The 22,285-nt window shown below is 72.8% G+C and carries 19 protein-coding genes; 8 read left to right on the top strand and 11 right to left on the bottom strand.

Annotated features, from left to right (window positions below; all coding sequences use genetic code 11):
• Nucleotides 1–51 precede the first annotated feature (51 nt).
• Nucleotides 52–972, bottom strand: coding sequence for a 3-keto-5-aminohexanoate cleavage protein (locus DMB42_RS46910; RefSeq protein WP_185845235.1), 921 nt, complete (start codon nt 970–972; stop codon nt 52–54).
• A 102-nt stretch (nt 973–1,074) separates the two neighbouring features.
• On the bottom strand, nt 1,075–2,448 hold the full coding sequence (locus DMB42_RS46905) for an ABC transporter substrate-binding protein (protein WP_185845234.1): 1,374 nt from the start codon (nt 2,446–2,448) through the stop codon (nt 1,075–1,077).
• 392 nt (nt 2,449–2,840) lie between these two features.
• Between DMB42_RS46905 and DMB42_RS46900 the strand changes: the two genes are divergently transcribed.
• Genes DMB42_RS46900 through DMB42_RS46890 form a run of 3 tightly spaced genes read left to right on the top strand, consistent with a single transcriptional unit; the run spans nt 2,841 to nt 5,514 of the window.
• Nucleotides 2,841–3,893, top strand: coding sequence for an alcohol dehydrogenase catalytic domain-containing protein (locus DMB42_RS46900; protein WP_125646741.1), 1,053 nt, complete (start codon nt 2,841–2,843; stop codon nt 3,891–3,893).
• Nucleotides 3,890–4,747 carry a sugar phosphate isomerase/epimerase gene (locus DMB42_RS46895; protein ID WP_125646738.1) on the top strand — a complete coding sequence of 286 codons (858 nt, stop codon included), beginning with the start codon at nt 3,890–3,892 and terminating at the stop codon, nt 4,745–4,747. The genes DMB42_RS46900 and DMB42_RS46895 overlap by 4 nt, the downstream gene beginning before the upstream one ends.
• Nucleotides 4,744–5,514, top strand: a complete 771-nt coding sequence (locus DMB42_RS46890) for an IclR family transcriptional regulator (protein ID WP_125646735.1) — start codon at nt 4,744–4,746, stop codon at nt 5,512–5,514. The genes DMB42_RS46895 and DMB42_RS46890 overlap by 4 nt, the downstream gene beginning before the upstream one ends.
• Before the next feature lie 16 nt (nt 5,515–5,530).
• On the opposite strand, the gene DMB42_RS46885 is transcribed toward DMB42_RS46890, so the two are convergent.
• The 3 genes from DMB42_RS46885 to DMB42_RS46875 all read right to left on the bottom strand — a co-directional run bounded on the left by DMB42_RS46885 (nt 5,531) and on the right by DMB42_RS46875 (nt 9,444).
• The gene (locus DMB42_RS46885; protein WP_125646732.1) at nt 5,531–8,590 is read right to left on the bottom strand and encodes a tetratricopeptide repeat protein; all 3,060 of its coding nucleotides are present in this window, start codon (nt 8,588–8,590) and stop codon (nt 5,531–5,533) included.
• Nucleotides 8,587–9,021 carry a hypothetical protein gene (locus tag DMB42_RS46880; RefSeq protein ID WP_125646730.1) on the bottom strand — a complete coding sequence of 145 codons (435 nt, stop codon included), beginning with the start codon at nt 9,019–9,021 and terminating at the stop codon, nt 8,587–8,589. The genes DMB42_RS46885 and DMB42_RS46880 overlap by 4 nt, the downstream gene beginning before the upstream one ends.
• A gap of 66 nt (nt 9,022–9,087) precedes the next feature.
• The gene (locus DMB42_RS46875; RefSeq protein ID WP_125646727.1) at nt 9,088–9,444 is read right to left on the bottom strand and encodes an STAS domain-containing protein; all 357 of its coding nucleotides are present in this window, start codon (nt 9,442–9,444) and stop codon (nt 9,088–9,090) included.
• Between the two features lie 215 nt (nt 9,445–9,659).
• On the opposite strand from DMB42_RS46875, the gene DMB42_RS46870 reads away from it, so the two are divergent.
• The 3 genes from DMB42_RS46870 (at nt 9,660) to DMB42_RS46860 (ending at nt 14,718) form a co-directional block, all read left to right on the top strand.
• Nucleotides 9,660–13,826, top strand: coding sequence for a SpoIIE family protein phosphatase (locus DMB42_RS46870; protein ID WP_125646724.1), 4,167 nt, complete (start codon nt 9,660–9,662; stop codon nt 13,824–13,826).
• Nucleotides 13,823–14,122 carry an STAS domain-containing protein gene (locus tag DMB42_RS46865; protein WP_125646721.1) on the top strand — a complete coding sequence of 100 codons (300 nt, stop codon included), beginning with the start codon at nt 13,823–13,825 and terminating at the stop codon, nt 14,120–14,122. Before DMB42_RS46870 ends, DMB42_RS46865 begins: the two co-directional genes overlap by 4 nt.
• 131 nt (nt 14,123–14,253) lie before the next feature.
• On the top strand, nt 14,254–14,718 hold the full coding sequence (locus DMB42_RS46860; RefSeq protein ID WP_125646718.1) for a molybdopterin-dependent oxidoreductase: 465 nt from the start codon (nt 14,254–14,256) through the stop codon (nt 14,716–14,718).
• 16 nt (nt 14,719–14,734) lie between these two features.
• Here DMB42_RS46860 and DMB42_RS46855 read toward each other — a convergent pair whose 3' ends face one another.
• From DMB42_RS46855 to DMB42_RS46835, 5 genes are all read right to left on the bottom strand, one after another.
• Nucleotides 14,735–15,766, bottom strand: coding sequence for an ABC transporter ATP-binding protein (locus DMB42_RS46855; protein WP_125646715.1), 1,032 nt, complete (start codon nt 15,764–15,766; stop codon nt 14,735–14,737).
• Nucleotides 15,763–16,620, bottom strand: a complete 858-nt coding sequence (locus tag DMB42_RS46850) for an ABC transporter permease (RefSeq protein ID WP_396985965.1) — start codon at nt 16,618–16,620, stop codon at nt 15,763–15,765. Before DMB42_RS46850 ends, DMB42_RS46855 begins: the two co-directional genes overlap by 4 nt.
• 6 nt (nt 16,621–16,626) lie before the next feature.
• Nucleotides 16,627–17,424, bottom strand: a complete 798-nt coding sequence (gene modA / locus DMB42_RS46845; protein ID WP_260478349.1) for a molybdate ABC transporter substrate-binding protein — start codon at nt 17,422–17,424, stop codon at nt 16,627–16,629.
• Between the two features lie 10 nt (nt 17,425–17,434).
• Complete coding sequence (locus DMB42_RS46840; RefSeq protein ID WP_125646709.1) at nt 17,435–17,848, bottom strand: molybdopterin-binding protein; 414 nt, start codon at nt 17,846–17,848, stop codon at nt 17,435–17,437.
• Between the two features lie 151 nt (nt 17,849–17,999).
• The gene (locus DMB42_RS46835) at nt 18,000–19,157 is read right to left on the bottom strand and encodes a Cmx/CmrA family chloramphenicol efflux MFS transporter (protein WP_125646706.1); all 1,158 of its coding nucleotides are present in this window, start codon (nt 19,155–19,157) and stop codon (nt 18,000–18,002) included.
• Nucleotides 19,158–19,535: 378 nt separating this feature from the next.
• On the opposite strand from DMB42_RS46835, the gene bla reads away from it, so the two are divergent.
• Entirely contained in the window at nt 19,536–20,483 is a 948-nt protein-coding gene (bla, locus tag DMB42_RS46830; RefSeq protein ID WP_125646703.1) for a class A beta-lactamase, read from the top strand.
• On the opposite strand, the gene DMB42_RS46825 is transcribed toward bla, so the two are convergent.
• Nucleotides 20,476–21,063: a TetR/AcrR family transcriptional regulator gene (locus DMB42_RS46825; protein ID WP_125646700.1), complete on the bottom strand. Its 588-nt coding sequence runs from the start codon at nt 21,061–21,063 to the stop codon at nt 20,476–20,478. The two genes, bla and DMB42_RS46825, sit on opposite strands and share 8 nt — an antisense overlap.
• A gap of 99 nt (nt 21,064–21,162) precedes the next feature.
• On the opposite strand from DMB42_RS46825, the gene DMB42_RS46820 reads away from it, so the two are divergent.
• The gene (locus DMB42_RS46820; protein ID WP_125646697.1) at nt 21,163–22,266 is read left to right on the top strand and encodes an FAD-dependent monooxygenase; all 1,104 of its coding nucleotides are present in this window, start codon (nt 21,163–21,165) and stop codon (nt 22,264–22,266) included.
• Nucleotides 22,267–22,285: the final 19 nt, after the last annotated feature.

Here is a 22,285-nt window from a genome sequence, read left to right as displayed (position 1 = left end):
GGTGCGGTGACCCGCACCGCACCGCCGCGTCGTGGCGTGTCCTGAGGAGTCTTAGGCGCTCTGCCCGGCGGTGGCCGCCGGCTGGGTCCCTTCCGACCGTGCGGGGAGGCCGATGATCTCGCGGGCCTCGTCGGGGGTCGCCACTTCGCGGCCCATGAGGTGGGCGATCTTGACGATCTCGTCCACGAGCTCGGCGTTCGAACGCGACTCCGACCCGTCCGGCAGGTACGGGTTGTCCTCCCAGCCGACCCGGACGTGGCCGCCGAGGCTCATGGCCATGGCCAGCAGGCGCCACTGCATCTTCGGGTTCATCACGCTGACGTTCCAGTTGACCCTGGGCGGCAGGTGCCTGACCAGGTACAGCAGCGAGTCCTCGGTGGGGGGCGTCCAGGCGCCGCCGGGCCAGCCGAGGAACAGCGTCGTCCAGACCGGGTCGTCGAGCAGGCCCTGGTCGCGGATGAACTCCAGGTTCCAGAACGCGCCGGTGTAGAAGGACTCGACCTCGGGCTTGACGCCGTGCTCCTTGGCCGCCTTGCAGAAGGCCTCCAGCTCGGGGCGGGTGTGGATCGCGTACTGCTCGTTGGCCGGGTAGGCGGGGTCGGGGCGGAAGTACTCGTCGTGCACGTTGAAGGCGTAGGACATCATGTCCGGGCGCAGCTTCATCAGCGTGACCTTCTCCTCCAGCCGGGCGCTGGCGATGCCGAACTGGATGATGGCGTCGCGCTCGGCGCGGATGCGGTCGGTGAGGTCGGCCCAGCCGTCGTAGTCGGTACGGGAGAGCTGCCGGCCGTCCTCCTGGATCGAGTCCTCCAGGTAGTGCACGCCATGGTGGTGGACGAGCGACGCGCCGGAGTCGATGGCCCGTACGTACTCGCCGGCGACGGCGGGCACGTCGTCGATCTTCGGCATGCCCTTGAAACCGGGATACGACATCGAACTGTCGACGGTTACCGTGATGATGACCTTGTCCACGAATGGCCTTTCTCGCATGGCGGTGCCCCCCGGGCACCGTCGGGAGGGGGAACGGGTCGGGCGCCTCGCCCGCCGGTGAGGGCCGGCGAGCCGCCCGATGAGTCAGGAACGGGTCTTCATGTAGTCGGCCCAGTTCTTCTGGACCGACTCGTTGTACTGCTTCGGCGTGATCTCGCCCGACAGCAGCCGCTGGGCCTCGGCGCCCTGGAACGTCAGCATCGTCGGGGTGGGCCAGTCCTCCCAGGTGAACAGGCCGTTCTCGGACGAGAGCCGCTCGTAGGCGGTGACCATCTGCTTGAGCAGCGGGTCGTCGATCTTGGCGTTGACGCCCGCCTTGGTCGCCGAGGGACGGCCGGCCGCGATCTGGGCCGCGATGGCCTCGTCACCGGCGGTCACGTAGTCGATGAACGCCGCCGCGCAGTCGGGGTACTTGGTCTTGGCGGAGATGCTGAAAGGCAGGCTGTAGCCGCCGACGGCGGCGTGCTTGCCGCTGTCACCGGCGGGGAAGAGCATGAAGCCGGCGTTGTCGCCCAGGGCCTTGCCGACGTCGCCCAGCGCCCAGGAGCCGGTGACGAAGAAGGCGGACTGCCCCTTGCCGAACCGGTTGGTGGCGTCGGTGAAGCTGGACGCCAGCGCGTCGGAGTTGAAGTAGCCCTTCTCCATCCAGGTACGGAAGTCGGTCGAGCCCTTCAGGTGCCCGTCGTCGTCGTACGTGCTGCCGGGCTTGTTGTAGACCCAGTTGTTGATCGCGTCGGGGGCGACGTACCAGCCGTTGAACAGCGACAGGTTGTGCAGCGCGGGCCACTTCTCCGAGTCGCCGAGCATGACGGGGGTGACGCCGGCCGCCTTGGCCTTGTCGAGCGCCTGGACGAAGGCCGCCTTGTCGTCGAGGGTGGCGGGGTCGATGCCCAGCTTGCTCAGGACGGCCTTGTTGTAGAAAACGCCGACGTACTGGATGGCGGGCGGCACGGCGACGAGGTTGCCCTCGCCCAGCGCCTTGCCGTCGGCGGTGAACTTGTTGACCGTCAACGCGGACTCAGGGAACTTCTCACCCCACCCGAACGCCTTCGCGTACGGGTCGAGGTTCAGCAGCAGGCCCGCCTTCCACAGCGCGCCGTTGATCGCCCAGCCGGAGTTGCCCTGCATGACGTCGGGCGGGTTGTTGCCGGACATCACCAGCTTGATCGTGCTGGCGGAGGAGGCCCAATCCTTGATCTGCAGGTCGATGGTGACGTTCTTGTTGGCGGCCTGGAAGGACTTCACCTGCTCCTTGAAGCCATTGGCGATCGCCTCGCCCGCTTCCGACATGCCGACGGTGAGCTTGACGGTGCCGTACTTGCCGCACGACGTGCCCACGTCGGTGGGCGCGGCGGCCGGCTTCGTACTGACCGAGGAGCCCGCGCAACCCGAGGCGCCGATGGCGGCGGCCGCGGCTACAGCGGTCAGAGCTCTTGCGGAGCGATGGTGTCGGAGCATCCTGTCCTCCTTGAAATGAGCCACGAAGCCTCCGCGTCTTGCGTTGCCGGAGGGGGTTCGATGGCGGTGACTCCTCGCGTCCTGAAGTCTCATCCACAAGGTCGGCGACGACGGGCACCCGCGAGCGGCCGTAGCCGGCTCGACTTCTCGCTGTGATCAGCAGCGAAGTGTTGCGTCAGACGAACTGTGTTGCATCAAGGGACGTTAGTGGTGCCCGACGCTATGGCGGACCTTAAGGGCATGTCAACCCCCGTCTTCCGCATATTTCCTCCATATCTCCTGTGTGCTGAACCAAGTCCATGTGTTGCATGTGACGACAAGTGGTTGCATATTTCGCAACACTTGTGGATGCTGTGTGCACACCGAACCTGCCCCCCGGAGGAAGGCGACCAGTGGGAGCAACGCCAGCCACGGCCACCATGCAGGCCACCATGCAGGCCGCCGTGGCCACCTCGATCCCGAGCGAACGGCTCGCCGTCACGCGCGTGCCGCGCCCGGTGCCCGAGACCGACCAGGACGTCGTCCTGCGCGTGCACGCCTGCGGCATCTGCGGCACCGACCTGCACGTCCTCGCCGGGCACTCGTACCGGCCCGAGACGCCCTTCGTGCTCGGCCACGAGCCGGTCGGGGTCGTCGTGGAGGCCGGAGCCGGGGCGCGGGAGTGGCTGGGACGCCGGGCCACCATCACCCTGTTCACCGGCGAGGGCTCGTGCGCGGCCTGCCGGGCGGGCGACGAACGGCTGTGCCCCGACCTGGTGTCGATCACCGGCGTGCTCGGCGTCTGGGGCGGCTACGCCGACTACCTGCGCGTACGGGCGGGGCAGCTCGTGGAGGTGCCGCAGAGCCTGTCGTGGGAGGACGCCTCCTCGCTGGTCGACGGAGGGGCGACCGCCGCGAACAGCGTCCGGGTCGCGCTGGGCCGCGATCCGCGCCGCGTGCTCGTCCTCGGCGCGGGCCCCATCGGTCACCTGTGCGCCGAACTGCTGCGTGTGCACGGCGTCCCCGTCCAGGCGGTCGAGCCCAACCCGCTGCGCCGCCAGGCGCTCCGGGACCTCGGTCACGACGTCGTCGCCTCGGTCGAGGAGGCCGCCGCGCCCGTGGACGCCGTCATCGACTGCACGGGCGTGCCCGCCGTCATGGCGCCGGGGCTGGACGCGCTGAACCCGCACGGCACGTACCTGCTCGCCGGGTACGCGCGGGTCCCGGAGGTGGACTTCGCCGTCGTGGCCCGCAAGGAGGCCGACATCCGGGGCATCCGCTCGGGCCGCCGCGAGGATCTGGAGTCGATCATCGCGCTGGCCGCGGCCGAGAAAATCCGACTTCCTCAGACCGCCCGATGGCGGCTCTCCCAGGCGAACGACGCGCTCGACGCGCTGCGCGCCCAGAGGGTCCCGGGCAAGGCGGTCATCGTCCCCGACAGCGTCTGGAAGGATGAAGTGGCATGAAGATCGCTCTGGACCCGGCGATGCTCCATGGAAAACCGGTCGAGTACGCCGCCCGCGCGACCGCCGAGGCCGGCTACCGCTATCTGGAGATGGGCAACCGCGACGACTTCATCCCGGCGAACGGCCCCATGTACGCCACGGCGGAGCAGCTGCGCGGTTTCCGTGACGCGGCCAACGGCTCCGGCGTCGACATCGTCTCGGTCGCCGTGATCCAGGCGTGGTCCAGCCCCGACGAGGACGTCCGCAAGCAGGCCGTCGCGTGGTGGCGGGACGGCATCGCCGCCGCCGTGGAGCTGGGCTGCCGGCGCGTCAACACCGAGCTGTCCGGCCATCCGGATCAGCCCGAAGCCTGCCGGGCGGCGTTCCTGCGCTCGATGGAGGACCTTCTTCCGGTGCTCGAACGCGAGGACGTCGAGCTCGTCGTCGAGCCGCACCCCTGGGACTTCATCGAGACGACCGCCGGCGCCCTAGACCTGATCAAGGAGGTCGGCAGCCCGCGCCTGCGTTACCTGCACTGCGTGCCCCACGCCTACCATCTGGAGGGCACCGTCACCGAGCAGGTGGAGCTCGCCCGTGGGAAGTTCGACCACGTCCACGTCGCCGACACCTTCCGGCCCGGACGCACCATCGTCAACCCGCCCGGGGTCGAGTGCCGGATCCATCAGCACTTCGACCTCGGCCGCGGCGAGCTCGACTGGGCCGAGGTGCGCCGGGCGCTGGCGGCGGTCGAGTTCGACGGCATCCTCACCGTGCAGGTCTTCGGCTGGGAGGACGAGGCCGAGAAGTCCTTCAGAACGAACCGCGAAGCAGTCGATCAACTCTTCGGCCTGAACGGCGGACAATCCTTGTCATGACGACGAACCAGAGCCTTGGTACGAACGACCTCTCCGACGGAGAGGGCCGTACCGCCTCCCCCATCCAGCGCGCGCTGCGTGCGCTGGAGCTGCTTTCCGCGGACCCGCTCACGGCCGCCGAGCTCGCCCGCGAGCTGGACGTCAACCGCAGCACCGCCCTGCGGCTCCTCGGGGAACTGGTCGCCACGGGCTACGTGGCCCGCAACGAGGCGACGAAGCGGTACACGATCGTCCCGGCCAAGTTCTACGGGCTGATCCAGGCGCCGGAGACCGACTGGAGCCAGATCATCGACCCCGTCCTCGCCTCGATACGGGACGAGACCGGCGACGCGACGATGCTCGCGGTGCCGGCGAAGGACACGATGGTCTACCTCGCCTTCTTCCCCACCCGGCACGTCGTGGCCGTCTCCGAGCAGTTAGGGACGATCCGGCCGATGCACTGCTCGGCGCTGGGGAAGGCCTACCTGTCCGCCCTCGATCCGGAGTCCCTCGACACGCACCTGGCCCGCCTGTCCTACGCGGGCGGCACGGAGCACGCTGCCAAGGGGCCCATCGAGTTGCGGCGTCGCGTGGAGGAGTCGCGCGAGGTCCGCTACGCGATCGACAGGGACGAGACCTTCGACGGCGTCAGGTGCGTCGCGGTGCCGGTGCGGATCCGCGGATCCCTGATCGGCGCGGCCGGGATCTCCGGCCCGTCCAGCCGCCTGACCGACGCGCGTATCCCGCAGCTCGGGCAGTATCTGGCCAAGTGCATGTCGGACCTGTGACCCGACCCGATCCGGGTCACGGGCCGAGCCACTCCGTCAGCGTGTCGCCCGTCAGGGCCTCGAAGACGGTGTCCACCTCGTCCGGGCCGGCCCGGTGTGCCGTGCGCAGGAGGTCGACGACGGTGGCGAGGAGGTCGTGGGCGAACCCCGGCGGCTCCTCCCAGGCGGTCAGCGCCTCCACGAGAGGGACGACGGCCTCGCCGTACCGGTGCGCCCGGGTCAGCGCCCATCCCCGGATGCCGAGGCTGCGTACCCGGTCCGGCAGGTAGACGTCAGGGTTGAGCTCGGCCAGCTCGCCGTGCAGCAGGACGGCCCGTTCGGTGACGGGCAGCGCGTCCCGCGGCCGTCCCGTCTCGGTGAGCAGGGTGGCGTAGTTGTCCAGCGAGGTGGCCAGCGCGGGCAGGTGGGCGTACCGGTCGGCCTCGATCAGCTCGTCGTAGAGGCCGATGCCCAGCTCGGCGACCGGGAGCGCCTCGTCCCGCCGTCCCGCCTCCGCCAGGCGGGCGGCGTGGGTGCTCAGCGACCTGGCTAGACCGGGCAGGACGGCCTCCCGGTCGAGCTCGGCCAGCTCGCCGTACGCCAGCGCGGCCTGCTCGGAGTACGGCAGCGCGTCCAGCAGCCGCCCCGCCTCCGTCAGCCGCATGGCGTGGTTGGTCAGGGCCATGGCCAGGTCGGGCAGGCGGGCCACCCGGTCGCGCTCGGCCAGCTCGCCGCAGAGCCGGACGGCCTGCTCGGACATCGGCAGCGCCTCCGCCGGCCGTCCCAAGTCCGCGAGCAGCAGGGCGTGGTTGTTCAGCGACATGGCCAGGGCGGGCAGATAGGCGTCCTGGTTGACGCCGGCCAGGTGGCGGCGGAGCTGGAGGGCCCGTTCGGAGATCGGCAGCGCCTCGGCCACCCGTCCGGCCTCCGCCAGCACGGTCGCGCGGTTGTCCAGCGACGAGGCCAGGTCGGGCAGGTGGGCCTCACGGTCACGGGCGGCCAGCTCGTCGTAGAGCCGGACGGCCTGCTCGGAGATCAGCAGGGCCTCGTCGAGGCGCCAGGCCGCGCCCAGCCGGTTGACGTGGTTGTTCAGCGACATGGCCAGATCGGGCAGGTAGGCGTCGCGGTCGTGGGCGGCCAGCTCGTCGTAGAGCTGGACGGCCTGCTCGGAGACCGGCAGCGCCTCGTCCAGCCGGCCCGTCTCCGCGAGTCTGGCCGAGTGGTTCGTCAGGGACATCGCCAGGTCGGGCAGGTAGGTGTCGCGGTCGTGGGCGGCCAGGTCGCCGTAGAGCCGGACGGCGTGCTCGGAGATCGGCAGGGCCTCCGCGCGGCGGCCCACGGTGGACAGCAGGTTGGCGAGGTTGTTCAGGGCTCCGGCCAGTTCGGGACGGCGATCCTCCTCGTCGTGCTCGCTGAGCCGGCGGTACAGGTCGACGGCCCGCTGACAGGATTCCAGGGCGGCGTGGTGCTGACCGGCGTGGACGAGCCGGATGGCGTGATTGACGTGCAGGGCGGCGTGCGCGGCCGGGTCGGTGGTGGCGGCCAGGTAGTGGCCGGTCAGGCGGGTGGACAGCGCGGCCATGCCGATGTCCGGGTCGATGTGCCGGCCGGCGGGCAGATGGTCCTCGACGTGCCCCAGCAGGTCGGGGTCCACGCCGGGCAGGTTGGCCAGGCGGGCCAGGGCCGCGCCGCCGGCGTGCAGCATCAGCTCCGGACGGGCGGCGAGCAGCGGGTAGAGCTGGGTGGTGGCGACGTGCGGCCAGCGGCGGGCGGTCTCGATCAGCATGGTCAGCGCCGGACGGACCCACGGCGGCGCCTGCCCCTGCTCGCCCGCCGGTCCGGCGGGCACGGCCAGCAGCCCGGCCAGGGCGTGACCGGCCCAGTCGTCGGGCTGGAGGACGGCGGGCTCGGCGCCGGGCAGGGAGAGGGCGGCGAAGTCTTCGGCCAGGCGGTCCGGGTACAACGGTTCCAGGACCGTGCCCGGCTGCGCCGGGGGATAGCAGTAGCCGTGGTCGTCGAGCAGGGTGTTGGCCTGTTCGACGGTCTCGGCCAGGGCGGCCAGCCGCAGGACGGCACGGGCGTGCGGACGGGCCAGCGGCCGGGTGAACGTGGCGGTGAACACCGCCCGCCCGAGCGCCGTCGGGTCGCTGGCCAGCGGTTCCGGGGTACGGCGGTGCAGCTCGGCCCAGTGCTCGCGCTCGCGCCGCAACAGGTACGCCGACGCGCGCGCCGGCCCGGCCGGCTCCTCCTCACCGTGACGCAGGGCGTCGACCGCGGCCAGCGCCGCGATGTGCACGGTCAGCACCTGCGCGTACGCCTCGTCGTCGGCCAGCCCGGCGGGAGGGGCGATGGTGGCCGCCTGGCCGGGCGGCAGGCCGAGGTGGGTCGCGAAGTGGTCGCGGGCGTCGGCGAACAGGCGCTGCCGCAGGTCCGGCCCGGCGACCAGCGGTGACAGCGGCTGGGCGTCGGCGTCGGTGTCGAGCACGCGGTCGATCCAGGCGGCGATGCTGTCCCACCACACCCCGGCCGGGCGGGCCAGCAGCAGCACCCGTACCCGGCCGGTGCGCAGGGCGGGCTCCTGGAGGAGTTCGTACAAGGCCGGGACCGGCCAGCGTTCGGCGTAGTCCACCACGACCAGCACCCCGGGCCCGTCGGCCGGGACCTGGGCGTCGGCTGTGGCCTGCGCTTCGGCGGTGCCGGGGGCGTTGGCGGTGGCCTGCCACACCTGCCAGCCGGCCGCGCGGGACAACTCGGCGAACCGGGCGGCCAGCCGGGTCTTGCCCTGCCCGCCCGGCCCGTGCAGCAGCCGCACTCCCAGGCCGGGGCCCTCGTCGCCGTCGCGCCAGGCGGACAACCGGCGCAGGTCGTCCTCCCGTCCGCTGAAGGGCACCGCGCGGTACCCGGCGCGCAGCAGCAGCGAGGGCTGCCGTCGTACGCGGGCCGCCTGTACCGGTCGGGGCGCGGCCGGGAAGTCCTCCAGGCGGTAGGCGGGTTTCCACTGGTGGACGTTCAGCACACCGTCCTGGACGGCGTTGACCACCCCGCCCGCGCGTGGCGCGTTGACCTGCGTCTGCGCCGCGACCGGCGGCTCGGTCACGAGGACGGCTCCCGGCCGTCACCGGGCGGCGGGGTCGCGGCGGTCACGGGGTTGTGGATGTTCAGGGTGCCGCCCTGGACGGCGTTGACGATCCCGCCCGCCGACGGCAGGTTGAGCTGCGTCTGCGTGACCGGCGCCGGAGCGGCGCCCCCGGCCTCCGGTACGTGCGGCGGTCCCGCGTCCACCCGCCCGGACCGCGACTGCGACACCAGCGCGGCCACCGCGACCACCAGCCCGGCCGCGCCGACGAACATGCTCACCACGCTGGCCCGCTGGTCCAGCACCGAAAGGACGTCGGGCGGCAGCCCCAGCGGGTCGGCGAGGAAGCCGACCAGCCCGGCCACCAGCAACACCGTCATCGCCACGGCGACCGCGACGACCGCGCCACGCCGCCCCCGCCCGCGTCCGGAATCCGGGTCCGTGTTGGACATGTCTCCAGACTGCTCCCGCACCGGCCGATCGGGACCGGAAGCGACCAAGACGTTACCCGTCGCGGTTCACCCCAGCGCGGCGACGGCCTTGTCGGTGGAGTCGTGGAAGGAGAGCAGCCGGGTCAGCCCCATGATCTTGAAGGCGTGCGTGAGGTCGGGGCTGAGACCGGCCAGCGCCAGGCCGGCGCCGGCGTCCTGGGCCCGCCGGTGGGCGCTCACGAGGACGGAGATGCCGGTGGAGTCGCAGAACCGCAGCCCCGACATCTCGATCACCAGTCCGTCGCCCGGCGCGAGGGCGAGTTCGTCCAGGGCCGTGTGCAGGCGAGGGGAGGTGTGGTGGTCGAGGTCGCCGCCCACCGCGAGGACGCGGACGCGTTCCGAATGCGGCCGGCAGGTGATGGTCAGGCCCTGGTCGTGCTGCACGGAGGCTCCTCGGAGGGACGCCCGCCGAGGGGGCGGGGACGGACAGGGCGTCCGGAACACGAGCCGGGCAGGCGCGCGGGCCCGGCCCTTGGAGTGGTTTGCCCTATTCTACCTACGGTCAAGCTGATACCTGACCTGCTGATCCACGCCCGCGACGGCACCATCGCGAGCCCGGCACGACCGGCCCGCGAGCGCAGTGAACGAAGGGGTTCCAGATGGCACGCGACGACGACGGCGAGCGCACCCCTGCGGCGGCCGGCGCCGGGATCTTCACCGTGGACGACGAGGTCGGCCGCGACCTGGCCGAGGTCGACTGGCAGGCGACCCCGCTGGGCCCGCCCGAGCACTGGCCGCAGAGCCTCCAGACGGCGGTGAGCATCCTGCTGTCGTCCCGGTTCTCCATGTGGATGGCGTGGGGGCCGGAGCTGACGTTCTTCTGCAACGCCGCCTACCGCCGCGACACGCTGGGCCAGAAGTACCCCTGGGCGCTGGGCCGGCCGGCCGGCGAGGTGTGGGCGGAGATCTGGGAGGACATCGGCCCGCGGATCGACGCCGTCCTCGCCACCGGGAAGGCGACCTGGGACGAGGCGCTGCTGCTGTTCCTGGAGCGGGCCGGCTATCCGGAGGAGACGTACCACACCTTCTCCTACAGCCCGCTACGCGACGATCACGGCTCGGTCGTCGGCATGCTCTGCGTGGTCAGCGAGGAGACCGACCGGGTCATCGGCGAGCGGCGCATGGCCACCCTGCGCGATCTCGGCTCCGACCCCAGCGTGGTCCGCACCGAGCGGGAGATGCTCGCCTTCGCCTGCCGCCAGCTCGACCGGAACCCGAATGACCTCCCCTTCACCCTGACCTACCTGTTCGACGGCGACGGCCGGGCCCGCCTGGCCGCCGCGACCGGGATCCCCGCCGGGCATCCGGCCGCCCCCGCCGTCGTCGCGCCCGGCGACCCGGACGCGGTGTGGCCCGCGGCGGCCCCCGCGCGCGGGGAGACCGCGCTCGTACCGCTCGACGCGGCCGCCTACGCCGGGCTGCCGGCCGGGGACTGGCCGCAGCCGCCCACGCGGGCGCTGGTGGTGCCGCTGCTCCAGCAGGGAGGCATGCCGTACGGGTTCCTGGTGGCCGCGCTCAACCGCTACCGGCCCCTGGACGACGGCTACCGCGGGTTCGTCGAGCTGGCCGCCGGGCACGTCGCCACCGGCATCTCCTCCGCGCGCAGCTACCAGTCCCAGCAGCGGCGGGCCGAGGAGCTGGCCGAGCTCGACCGGGCGAAGACGGTCTTCTTCTCCAATATCAGCCACGAGTTCCGCACGCCCCTCACCCTGATCATGGGCCCGGTGCAGGAGCTGCGGAACACGCTGGCCGAGGCCGCCCCGGAGGTGCGCCAGGACCTGGAGGTCGTCCACCGCAACGCCCTGCGCCTGGGCAGGCTCGTCAACACCCTGCTGGACTTCTCCCGCATCGAGGCCGGCCGCATGCAGGCCCGGTACGAGCCGGTGGACCTGGCCGCGGTGACCGCCGACCTGGCCAGCGTCTTCCGTTCGGCGATCGACAAGGCCGGCCTGGACTTCCGGGTGGACTGCCCGCCGCTGGCCCGGCCGGTCTGCATCGACCGGGGCATGTGGGAGAAGGTCGTGCTCAACCTGCTGAGCAACGCGCTGAAGTTCACCTTCGAGGGCTCGATCACCGTCACGGTCGGCGAGCGGGACGACCACGCCGTGGTGACCGTCGCCGACACGGGCATCGGCGTCGCCGCCGACGAGGTGCCCCGCCTGTTCGAACGGTTCCACCGCATCGAGAGCGCCCGCTCGCGCTCCGACGAGGGCAGCGGCATCGGCCTGGCGCTCGTCCAGGAGCTCGTCGGCCTGCACGGCGGCACCATCACCGCCGACAGCGCCGAGGGCAGGGGCACGGTCTTCACCCTCCGGCTGCCCTTCGGCGCCGACCATCTGCCGGCCGGCAGCCTCGTACCGGCCAGGGACGCGGAGGCGATCACGGCCGGCGCCGAGCCGTTCGTCCAGGAGGCGTTGCGCTGGCTCCCCGAGGACGACACCACCGAGGGGGCGGCCGCCTCCGACGTCCCGGCCGCGGGCGGCTCCCCGGCGCCGGGCGACGGCGCGTCCGCCCGGGTGCTGATCGCCGACGACAACCGGGACATGCGCGAATACCTCGTCCGGCTGCTCAGGGGGGCCGGCTACCAGGTGACCGCCGTCGGCGACGGGCTCGCGGCCCTCGACGCCGTGCACGCCGGCGCGCCGGACCTCGTGGTCAGCGACGTGATGATGCCGCGCCTGGACGGCCTGGCCCTGGTCGCGGCGCTGCGGGCCGATCGGCGTACGGCGGGGGTGCCGGTGCTGCTGCTGTCGGCCCGCGCCGGACAGGAGTCCTCGATCGAGGGCCTGGCTGCGGGCGCGGACGACTACCTGGTCAAGCCGTTCTCCGCCGCCGAACTGCTGGCGCGGGCGCGGGCGAACGTGGAGCTGGCGCGGATGCGCAACCATCACGCCCGCTGGCGCAACGCCATGATCGACTCCTTGCAGGAGGCGTTCTTCGTCACCGACGAGGACGGCGCGGTGATCGAGATCAACTCCGCGTTCACCGACATCCTCGGCTACGGTCCCGAGGGCCTGCCGTACACGCCGCGGCACCCGTGGTGGCCGGACGAGGAGGGCGATCCCCACGGCCACGGCCTGGTCGCCGAGGCGTTCGGCCAGATCGTCGGGGAGGGCAGGGGCAGCGCTGTCATCCCCGTCACCCACCGCGACGGGCACCAGGTCTGGATCGCGGTCACCTTCAACGCGGTCACCGACCCCGACACCCGGCGGCGCCGCGTCGTGGGCACGTTGCGCGACGTCACCGCCGAGCACTACCTCGTGCAGCGCGAGAGCGCGCTGGCCGCGCTCAGCGTGCGCGTCTCCCAGGCCGACAACCTGGACGACGCCCTGGCCGGCGGGCTGGAGGCGCTTCAGGAGGTCTGGCACGCCCGGCAGGTGGCGGCCGTCGTCTGGGCCGGCGACGGCTCGCGCGCCCTGGTCCGCGCACCGTCCGGTGGCTGGCAGGACCTGCCGGAGCAGGTACGCGCGGAGCTGACGGCCCTGCGCGGGCAGCCGCCCCTGCGGGCGGTCGCCTCCGGGACGGACGGCGCCGGCATCACCCTGGAACATCCCGACGGCCTGCTCGCCGTGTGGATCGACCTGGGCCAGAACCGGCCGTTCACCCGCGAGGACCAGACCCTGCTGGCGTTGCTGGCCGGCCACCTCGGCCAGGGCCTGCACCGGGTACGCCAGCTCGACCGGCAGCGCGAGGCGGCCGTGGCGCTCCAGCGTGCCATCCTGGGCCCGTCCCGGCTGCCCAGCGGCTTCGCCGTGCGCTACGAGCCGGCCACCCGCCCGCTGGAGGTCGGCGGCGACTGGTACGACATCGTGCCCCTGACCGGCGAGCGCATCGGGATCGTCGTCGGCGACTGCGTGGGACGCGGGCTGGAGGCCGCGGCCGTCATGGGACAGCTGCGCAGCGCCTGCCGGGCCCTGCTGCTCCAGGACGCCGGGCCGGCCCAGGTGTTCGCCGCGCTCGACCGGTTCGCCGCCCTCATCCCGGGCGCCAAGTGCACCACCGCCTTCTGCGGCGTCCTGGACACCGCCACCGGCGACCTCGTCTACGCCAGCGCCGGCCATCCTCCCGGCATCCTGGCCCACGCCGACGGCACCACCGAGCTGCTGGAGGGCGGCCGTTCGACCCCGCTTGCCGTACGGTCGGGCCGCGGGCGGACGGAGGCCAGGTGCACCATGCCGGCCCGCTCCACCCTGCTGCTCTACACCGATGGGCTGGTCGAACGGCGGCGGCGCCCGCTGACGGCCGGCATCGACGAGGCCAGCGCCGCCGTCCAGGTCGGGCGTTCCACGCCGATCGAGGAGCTGGCCGGCGACGTCATGTCCTCCCTCACCCCCGACGGGGGCTTCAACGACGACGTGGCGCTGCTGCTCTACCGCCAGCCCGCCCCGCTGGAGGTGGCCTTCCCGGCCGAGTCGAGCCAGCTCGCCCCCGTGCGCTCGGCCTTGCGGGAGTGGCTGGCCCGCTGCCAGCTCACCCCCACGCTGGTGCAGAACGTGCTGGTGGCGGCGGGGGAGGCGTGCGCCAACGCGATCGAGCACGGGCACCGCGACGCCCCCGGCCGGACGATCCGCCTGCGGGCGGTGGCGACCGGCGGCGACCTGCGCCTGACCGTCGTCGACTCCGGCCGCTGGAAGCCGCCGGAGCCCGAGGCGAACCAGCACCGCGGCCGGGGCGTCGCGCTCATGCGCGCCCTGATGAACGAGGTCACCATCCAGCCCGGCGCGGCCGGGACCACCGTCGACATGCATGCGAGGATCAGCTCATGAGCACCCCTCTGACGCTGTCGGCCTCGACGCGGCCCGACGGCACCGCGGTCCTCGCCGTCACCGGTGAGATCGACATGAGCAACGCCGCCGCTCTGGAGGAGGCGCTGAGCAGCACCGGCGAGGGGACGGTGCTGGTCGACCTGAGCGAGGTGGAGTACCTCGACAGCGCCGGTCTGACCGTCCTGTTCACGTACGCCTCGCGCATCCGGCTCGTCGCCAACCCCCTGCTCGAACCCGTCCTGACGATCTCGGGCTTCGCCGACGTCGCGACCGTGGAGGACGAGTCGCCCTCCTGAGATTCGAGGGCTTGCGGCCGTACGGCATCGCATCTGCGAGGGATAAGGAGCTTGCGCCTCGCAGACAAGTGCGGGTCGGCCTATGCTGGGCATGGGCCGGGCAGTCGGCCCTACGGGCAAGGAGGCGGCCGGTGGAGCCCACGTCGCTGGAGACGCAGAGCCAGGTCCTGCTGACCGGTGAGGTCCACCGGCCGTCCCTGCTGAGCATGGCCGCGCTCCGGTCGATGCCGCAGCGGGAGACCACGGTGAGCTTCGAGTGCCGCACCTCCGGCCCGCGCCGCCACTACTTCGCCGGGCCGCTGCTCATCGACGTGCTCCGGACGGCCGGGCCGCGGTTCGACCCAGACGAGCGCAAGGGCCGCCTGCGCTTCCTGATCTCCGTACTCGGCCGCGACGGCCATCGCGCGGTGTTGTCGTGGGGCGAGATCGACCCGGAGTTCGGCAACACCCCGGCGATGCTGGCCGTCGGCATGGACTGCCAGGCCCTCGACGAGCAGGGGCCGCACCTGGTGATGCCGGGCGACCGGTGCGGCGGGCGGCACGTCAGCGGCGTCACCGGCATCAGGGTCTGCGTGGACGACCGGTTATGGGGATGATCGGCCGGGAGGTCGGTCACGCCGGGTAGGCGTGGGTCTCGGTGGCCTTGACCGAGGCCCAGATCCGCTGGCCGGGGGTCAGGTCCAGGTCGGCCACGGCGGCGGGGGTGATGTCGGCGAAGGCAGTGAGCGGGCCGTCGAGGTGCACGCGTACGTTGTCGCCGTGGCGTTCGATGCCTTCGATGCGGGCGTGCCAGAGGTTGCGCGGGCTGCCGTCGGGCCGGCTGCGGTAAAGCGCCACGGCGGCGGGCGGGAAGGCCACGAACGCGGGCCCGTCGAGCTCCTCGGACGCGTGCAGCAGCACCTCGCCGACCTTGACCCCGGTGCCGCCGGCCACGCCGCGGTAGAGGTTGAGCCCGACCAGGCGGGCCACGTAGTCGGTGCGCGGGTGGCGGGCCACCTGGGGCGGCGGGCCCTGCTGGACGACCGTGCCGTGCTCGATGACGATCAGCCGGTCGGCCAGCACCATCGCGTCGAGGGGGTCGTGGGTGACCAGCACGGTCGCGCCGTCGAAGTCGGCCAGGTGGCGGCGGAGCTGGGAGCGGATCTCCAGGCGGGTGTGGGCGTCGAGCGCGGCCAGCGGCTCGTCCAGCAGCAGCAGCCCGGGCCGTACGGCCAGCGCGCGGGCGAGCGCGACCCGCTGCGCCTGGCCGCCAGACAACCGGCGCGGTTTGGCGGCGGCGTACGCGGCCAGGCCGACGCGGTCCAGCAGCGCGGCGGCGATCCGGCGGGCCTCGGCCTTGGGCACACCCTGGCAACGCGGCCCGAAGGCGACGTTGTCGAGGGCGGTCAGGTGCGGGAAGAGCAGGTAGTCCTGGAAGACCATGCCGATCGGGCGGGCCTCGGCGGGCAGCGGGTGCAACGGCGTGCCGCGCAGGGTGATCCGGCCGCCGCTCATCGGGGTGAGCCCGGCCAGGGCGCGCAGGGCGGTGGTCTTACCGGCGCCGTTGGGGCCGAGCAGCGCCACCACTTCCCCGGCGGCCACGCTCAGGGAGACGTCGAGGGTGAACGCGGGCCGGGTGACCACCACGTGGGCGTCGAGGGTCATGGCGCGCTCACCCACCGGTCGCGCAGGCTGGCCAGGATGACCACCGAGACGGCCAGCAGCACCAGGCTGAGCACGATCGCCGCCTCCGGCTCGGTCTCCAGCGCCAGGTAGACGGCCAGCGGCATCGTACGGGTCGTGCCGGGGAAGTTGCCGGCGAACGTGATCGTCGCCCCGAACTCACCGAGCGCCCGCGCCCAGCACAACACCGCCCCGGCGACCACGCCCGGCATGACCATGGGCAACGTCACCCGCCGGAACACCGTCCAGCGCGAGGCCCCGAGCGTCGCGGCGGCCTCCTCGAAGCGCTGGTCGGCGCCGCGCAACGCGCCCTCCACGCTGATCACCAGGAACGGCATCGCGACGAACGCCTCGGCGACGATCACACCAGCCGTCGTGAACGGCAACGTGACGCCGAAGGTGGCCTCCAGCCACTGCCCGGCCAGGCCGCGCCGGCCCAGCACCAGCAGCAGCGCCACGCCGCCGACCACCGGCGGCAACACCAGCGGCACGGTGACCAGCGCGCGCACCAGCCGCCGCCCCGGGAACGACACCCGGGCCAGCAACCAGGCCAGCGGCACCCCGAGCAGCAGGCAGAAGGCCGTGGCGACGGTGGCGCACAACAACGACAACCGCAGCGCCTCCAGCACCTGCGGCTCGGCCAGCCGCTGGAGCAGCGTTGACCAGGGGGCCCGGACCAGCAGCCCGGCCAGCGGCAACACCAGGAACGCCAGCCCCGCCAGCGCGGGCACGACCAGCATCCACGGCGGCCGCCCGGAGACCTCGCGGCCCGTGGCCGCAGGTCCGGCGGGCCCGCCGCGCGGGTCCGCCGGGCCGGGCCTAGTGGAACGGCTCATGGACGGTCAGGGAGCCTCGAAACCGGCCTTGGCCAGCACGTCCTTGCCCTGCTGCGACAGCACCAGGTCGACGAACTGCTTGGCCAGGTCACCGGCCGGGGCCTTGGACAGGGTCGCGATCGGGTAGTCGTTGATCGCCTGGTCGGCCTCGGTGAAGGCGATGCCGGTCACCTTGCCGCCCGAGGCGATCACGTCCGTCCGGTAGACCAGGGCCGCGTCCACCTCGCCCAGTTGCACCTTGGTCAGCGTGGCCTTGACGTCCTGCTCCAGTGTCACCGGCTTGACCGTGAGACCGGCCGCGGCCAGGGCCTTGACCGCGGCGGCGCCGCACGGCACCTGCTCGGCGCAGAGCGCCACCTTGACCTTGGGGTCGGTCAGGTCCTTCAGCGCGTCCACCTTGGCCGGGTTGTCGGCGGGCACCGCGATCTGCAGCTTGTTGCGGACGAACGTGACCGGCCCGCCCGCCAGGGAGGCGTCGGTGACCGTCTTCATGGTGGCCGGGCTGGCCGCGGCGAACACGTCGGCCGGGGCGCCCTGGACGATCTGCTGGGCCAGGGTGGCGCTGGAGCCGAAGTTGAACTTCACCGTCGTACCCGGATGGGCGCTCTCGAAGCTCTTGCCGAGCTCGGTGAACGTACCGGTCAGCGACGCCGCGGCGAACACCGTCACCTCCTTCGCGGCGGCCTGGGCCGGGGCGGAGGAGGCGGACGTGGCCGGCTCGGCGGAGCCGCAACCGGCCAGGCCCGCCAGCGCGAACGCCGCGGGCAGGGCGATCGCCCAGCGGGACAGACGCCTGAACACCAAGGGGGACTCCTCACACATGACTGGCCACGCGCTCGTGGCCGGGGATCTCCACGACGACGTTGGTGGACTTGATCACGGCGACCGTCACCACCCCCACCTCCAGGCCCAGCTCGTCGGCTGCCTGGCGGCTCATCAGCGACACCACCCGGAACGGCCCGGCGGCGATCTCCACCTGCGCCATCACCGCGTCGCGGATCACCTCGGTGACGATCCCGCGGAAGCGGTTGCGGGCCGAGGAGCGCCCGCCTTCGCCGTCGGTCTCGATCTGCGAACGGGCGAAGGCCGCCAGATCGGCGCCGTCGACCCGCCGGTGGCCGTGCTCGTCGCGCTCGGCCGAGAGCCGGCCCGCGTCCACCCACCGGCGGACGGTGTCGGAGCTGACCCCGAGCAGCGCCGCGGCCTCGCTGATCCGAAACGTCGTCACAAACCCACACCTTACCTTCCGCATAATCCACCCTGAAGCCAGGTCTTGGTCCGCAGCAGCGGCACGATCCCCGGCTCTGCCCTCGCATTCACGGGAGCGGAAAACCAGGGTCGGCCGCGCCGCCGCCGCCGGACCATCCTGCACCCCTCGGTCAGCGGGGCGCGACGCTCGCCGACGACCGGTACGTCAGGCCCGCCACGGCGAGCGCCACGACCACCAGCAGGGCACTGACCCACAGCGAGGAACGGTAGCCGAGCCCGGCGGCGATGACGGCGCCGCCGAGCGCCGGGCCCGCGGCCGCGCCCACGTTGAGCGCGGCGGTCGCGAAGGAGCCGCCGAGCGAGGGCGCCCCGGCCGCCGCGTACAGGACGCGGGCGATCAGGGTCGCGCCGACCGCGAACGACAACGCTCCCTGGACGAAGACGAGCACGAACACCGCGACCGGCACGGCAGCCGCGTACGCGAAGAGCGCCCAGCCGACCGGCAGGGCGAGCCCGCCCGCGAGCAGGACCGGCAGCGGCCGGGTGTCGGACAGCCGCCCGGCGGCGCTCACCCCGGCGAACGACCCCAGCCCGAACAGCGCCAGAATCACCGGCACCCACCCCTCGGACAACCCGCTCACCTCGGTGACCAGCGGCGACAGGTACGTGAAGGTGCAGAAGGTGGCGGCGTTCACCAGCGCGCCCAGCGTCAGGGCGACCAGCAGCCGGGGGTCGCGCAGCGTGCGCAGTTCCCGCCGGGCACGGGGAACGGCCGTCTCCAGACCGCCTTCCGGCACCGACCGTACGACGGCGAGGACGGCCGGCAGCGAGATCAGGGCCACCGCCCAGAACGCCGACCGCCAGCCGAACGCCTGGCCGAGCACGGCGCCCGCGGGCACCCCCGCCACGCACGCCAGCGTGATGCCGCCGAGCAGGACGGACGTGGCCCGCCCCTTGGCGTCCGGCGGGACCATGCCGGCCGCCGTCGCGATGCCGACGGCCAGGAACCCGGCGTTGGCCAGCGCGGCGAGCACGCGGGTCACGAGCAGCACGGCGAAGTCGGTGGTGACCGCGCCCGCGACGTGCACGAGCACGAACGCGACGAGGAAGACGAGCAGCGCCCGGCGGCGCGGCCAGCGCAGGCTGAGCAGCGCCATGAGCGGCGCCCCGACGATCATGCCGGCGGCGAACGCGGACGTCAGCGCGCCGGCGGCGGGGACGGACACGTTCAGGTCGGCGGCGATGTCCGGAACCAGGCCGGACAACATGAATTCCGATGTTCCCTGGGCGAACACGGCCAGCCCGAGAACGTAGATGGCGAATGGCACGAGCGAGACTCCAAGACGCAACGCGAAGGAACGCGACGCGCCGGGCACGCCGGAGGGCGCGCGGCGCTACCGCGTGAGGGAAGGACCCGGGTTCGACGCCACGACGGTGGCGGAACTCACGGGCGGAACCAGTCCGAACGAGGGTGATCCGGTGACGGGAAGGCGCGCGGTCTCAGGGACGGCGCTGCCGCATGACATCACGAGAAGCCACCGACGACCGGTGGCTAGCGTCTTGACGCCTCGGGACTGGACACGCGCCCCACCCTAGCCAACGATCATCGGTCGCGTCCATTCGGGCCGCGTCCGGTCTCGGCGGGGGTCGTCGGCCTAGGGTGAGGCGGGAAGATCGGCCGGTCGGGGGGAAGCAGGTTGCACCGAATGTCCTATGAGCAGTCGCGGCGTGCCCTGCTGACGGCCGCGGCCCTGCTGCCGCCGGCGGCCTGCGGCGCCGACGAACACCGGGCGTCCGTGCCGCCCGCGGCCCCTCCCGGCAGCCTCTCCGCACCACCGTCCGGCGGGCCGTCCCTGGGGGTGGATGCGGCGGCAGGGGCGCGGGCGCGGCTGGCGGCGCTCGAACGGCGGCACGGCGCCCGCCTGGGTGTGTACGCCCTGGCCACCGGCACCGGAGCCACGCTGGCCCACCGCGCCGACGAACGTTTCGCGTTCTGCTCCACCTTCAAGGCGCTGGCCGCCGCGGCGGTCCTGCACCGCAACCCGCTGTCCCACCTGGACGACCGCGTCACCTTTACCCGGGCCGACGTCGACTCCATCTCACCGATCACCCAGCACCACGTCGCGACGGGGATGACCGTACGGGAGCTGTGCGAGGCCGCCATCCGCTACAGCGACGGCACCGCGGGCAACCTGCTGATGCGCGACGCCGGCGGCCCGGCCCGGCTCACCGCCTTCCTGCGCGGGCTGGGCGACCGGGTGAGCCGCATCGACCACTACGAGCCCGAGCTCAACAGGATGGGCCCGAAGAACCCACGCGACACCACCACCCCTCGCGCGATCGCCGCCGACTACCGGGCGCTCGTGCTCGGCGACGTACTGGACCCGGCCAAGCGCGCGCTGCTCGAAGGCTGGCTCGTACGCACGACCACCGGCACGGCGCGCATCAGGGCCGGGCTGCCGAAGGGCTGGAAGCCGGCGCACAAGACCGGCACCGGCGACCACGGCCGGGCCAACGACATCGCCGTGGTGTGGCCGCCCGGCGTGCCCCCGCTGGTGGTGGCCGTGATGAGCGACCGCCCCGGCTACGGCACGCCGCCCAGGGAGGCGCTGATCGCCGAGGCCACCCGGGTGATCGTCGCCGCCCTCACCTGACCAGCCCGAACCGGGTGGTGATGGTCCGCAGCCCCTCGACCACTTCGGCGGCCGAGGGCGCGGCCTCCGGGTCGTTGAGCCATTGGGCCATCACCCCCAGCAGCAGCGCGAGGTTCACCGAGCCGACCGCGCGCACCTCGCCCTCGGTGATCTCCTCCTCCGGTACGCCGGTGAGCTGCGCCGCCATGCCCCGCCGCCCCTCGCGCTGACCGGCCACGAGCTGCTCGCGCAGCTCCGGCGAGTGTTCCGCCTGGACCAGGGCCTCCAGGTTGGCCAGCCACAGCGTGCGGTGCTCGTTGATGGAGGCGATCAGTTGCGCCCACATCGCCGCGAAACGGTCGGCGGGTTGTTGGCCGGCGTCGTCCAGGGCGGACAGCGCGGCGCCGACCTGGTGGCCCCACTCGTCCATGGCCTCGATCAGGGCCGCGTTGAGCAGCGCCTCGCGCGAGCCGAAGTGGTAGCCGATGGCGGCCATGCTCACGCCGGAGGCCGTGGCGATGTCGCGGACGGTGGTGCGCCCCCAGCCCTTCTCCTCCAGGCAACGCCGCGCCCCGGCCAGCAGGTCTTCCCGATTTCCCATGGCCCGCAGCCTAGCACGTACGCCTTAGACAGATGTCTTGCGCATTTGCCCAACTCTGCGTACGGTGTGGAGCGTTCACCGACGAAAGAGGACATTCCAATGCGAATCCTGATCTCCGGCGGCAGCGTCGCCGGTCCCGCCCTGGCCTACTGGCTGCACCGTCACGGCCACCAGGTCACCGTCGTCGAGCGCGCCCCGGCCCCGCGCCGCGGCGGCGCGGCCATCGACTTCCGCGGCTCGGCCCTGGACGTGCTGGAGCGCATGGGCCTGCTCGCGGAGATGCGGCGGCACGAGACCACGATGACCTCCATGACGATGGTCGACGAGACCGGCGGCACGATCGCCGTGCTGCCCGCCAGCGCGATCTCCGGCGAGTTGGAGGTGCTCAAGTCCGACGTCACGAGCGTGCTGTACGAGGCCACCCGCGACACCGCCGAGTACCTGTTCGACGACACCGTCACCGCGCTCGACCAGGACGCGACGGAGGTGCGGGTGCGGTTCGAGAAGGCCGCGCCGCGTACGTTCGACCTGGTCGTCGGCGCCGACGGGCTGCACTCCAAGGTGCGCGCGCTCGCCTTCGGCCCCGAGTCGCGCTACGTGCGCAACCTCGGCATCTACGGCGCGCTGTTCACCACCGGCAACATCCTGGACCTGCGGGACGCCGGCCTGATGCACAACCCGCCCGGCCGCAGCGCCCTCGCCTTCACCGCCAACGGCAACAGCGAGCTGCGGGTCGGCCTGTCCTTCGCCGCCGACGACCTGGTCTACGACCGGCGCGACCGCGCCCAGCAGGAACGCCTGGTGGCCGAGCACTACGCGGACGCGGGCTGGGAGGTGCCCCGGCTGCTGGCGGCCATGCGGGAGGCGGAGGAGTTCTTCTTCGACTCCTCGGGCCAGGTGGTGATGGACACCTGGACGAACGGCCGGGTCACGCTGCTGGGCGACGCCGCCTACTGCGCGGCGCCGACCTCCGGCCGCGGCACCTCACAAGCCCTGATCGGCGCGTACGTGCTGGCCGGCGAGCTGGCCGAGGCCCCCGACCACGTCACGGGCCTGGCCGCCTACGAGCACCGCATGCGCGACTACGTCGAGCGCAACCAGCGGCACGGCCGGGCCGCGGCCCGCTGGTTCTTCGGCGCGCCGGACGAGCCCCTGCCCGACGAGGCCGACGACACGGTCGCGCTCAAGGACTACGCGGGCTGAGCCCGGCCGTCGGGCCTCG

It is taken from the genome of Nonomuraea sp. WAC 01424, from assembly GCF_003947315.1.
Classification (GTDB): domain Bacteria; phylum Actinomycetota; class Actinomycetes; order Streptosporangiales; family Streptosporangiaceae; genus Nonomuraea; species Nonomuraea spiralis.
Note: the sequence above shows the minus strand (reverse complement) of the source record. Positions and strands in the feature narration are given on the sequence as shown.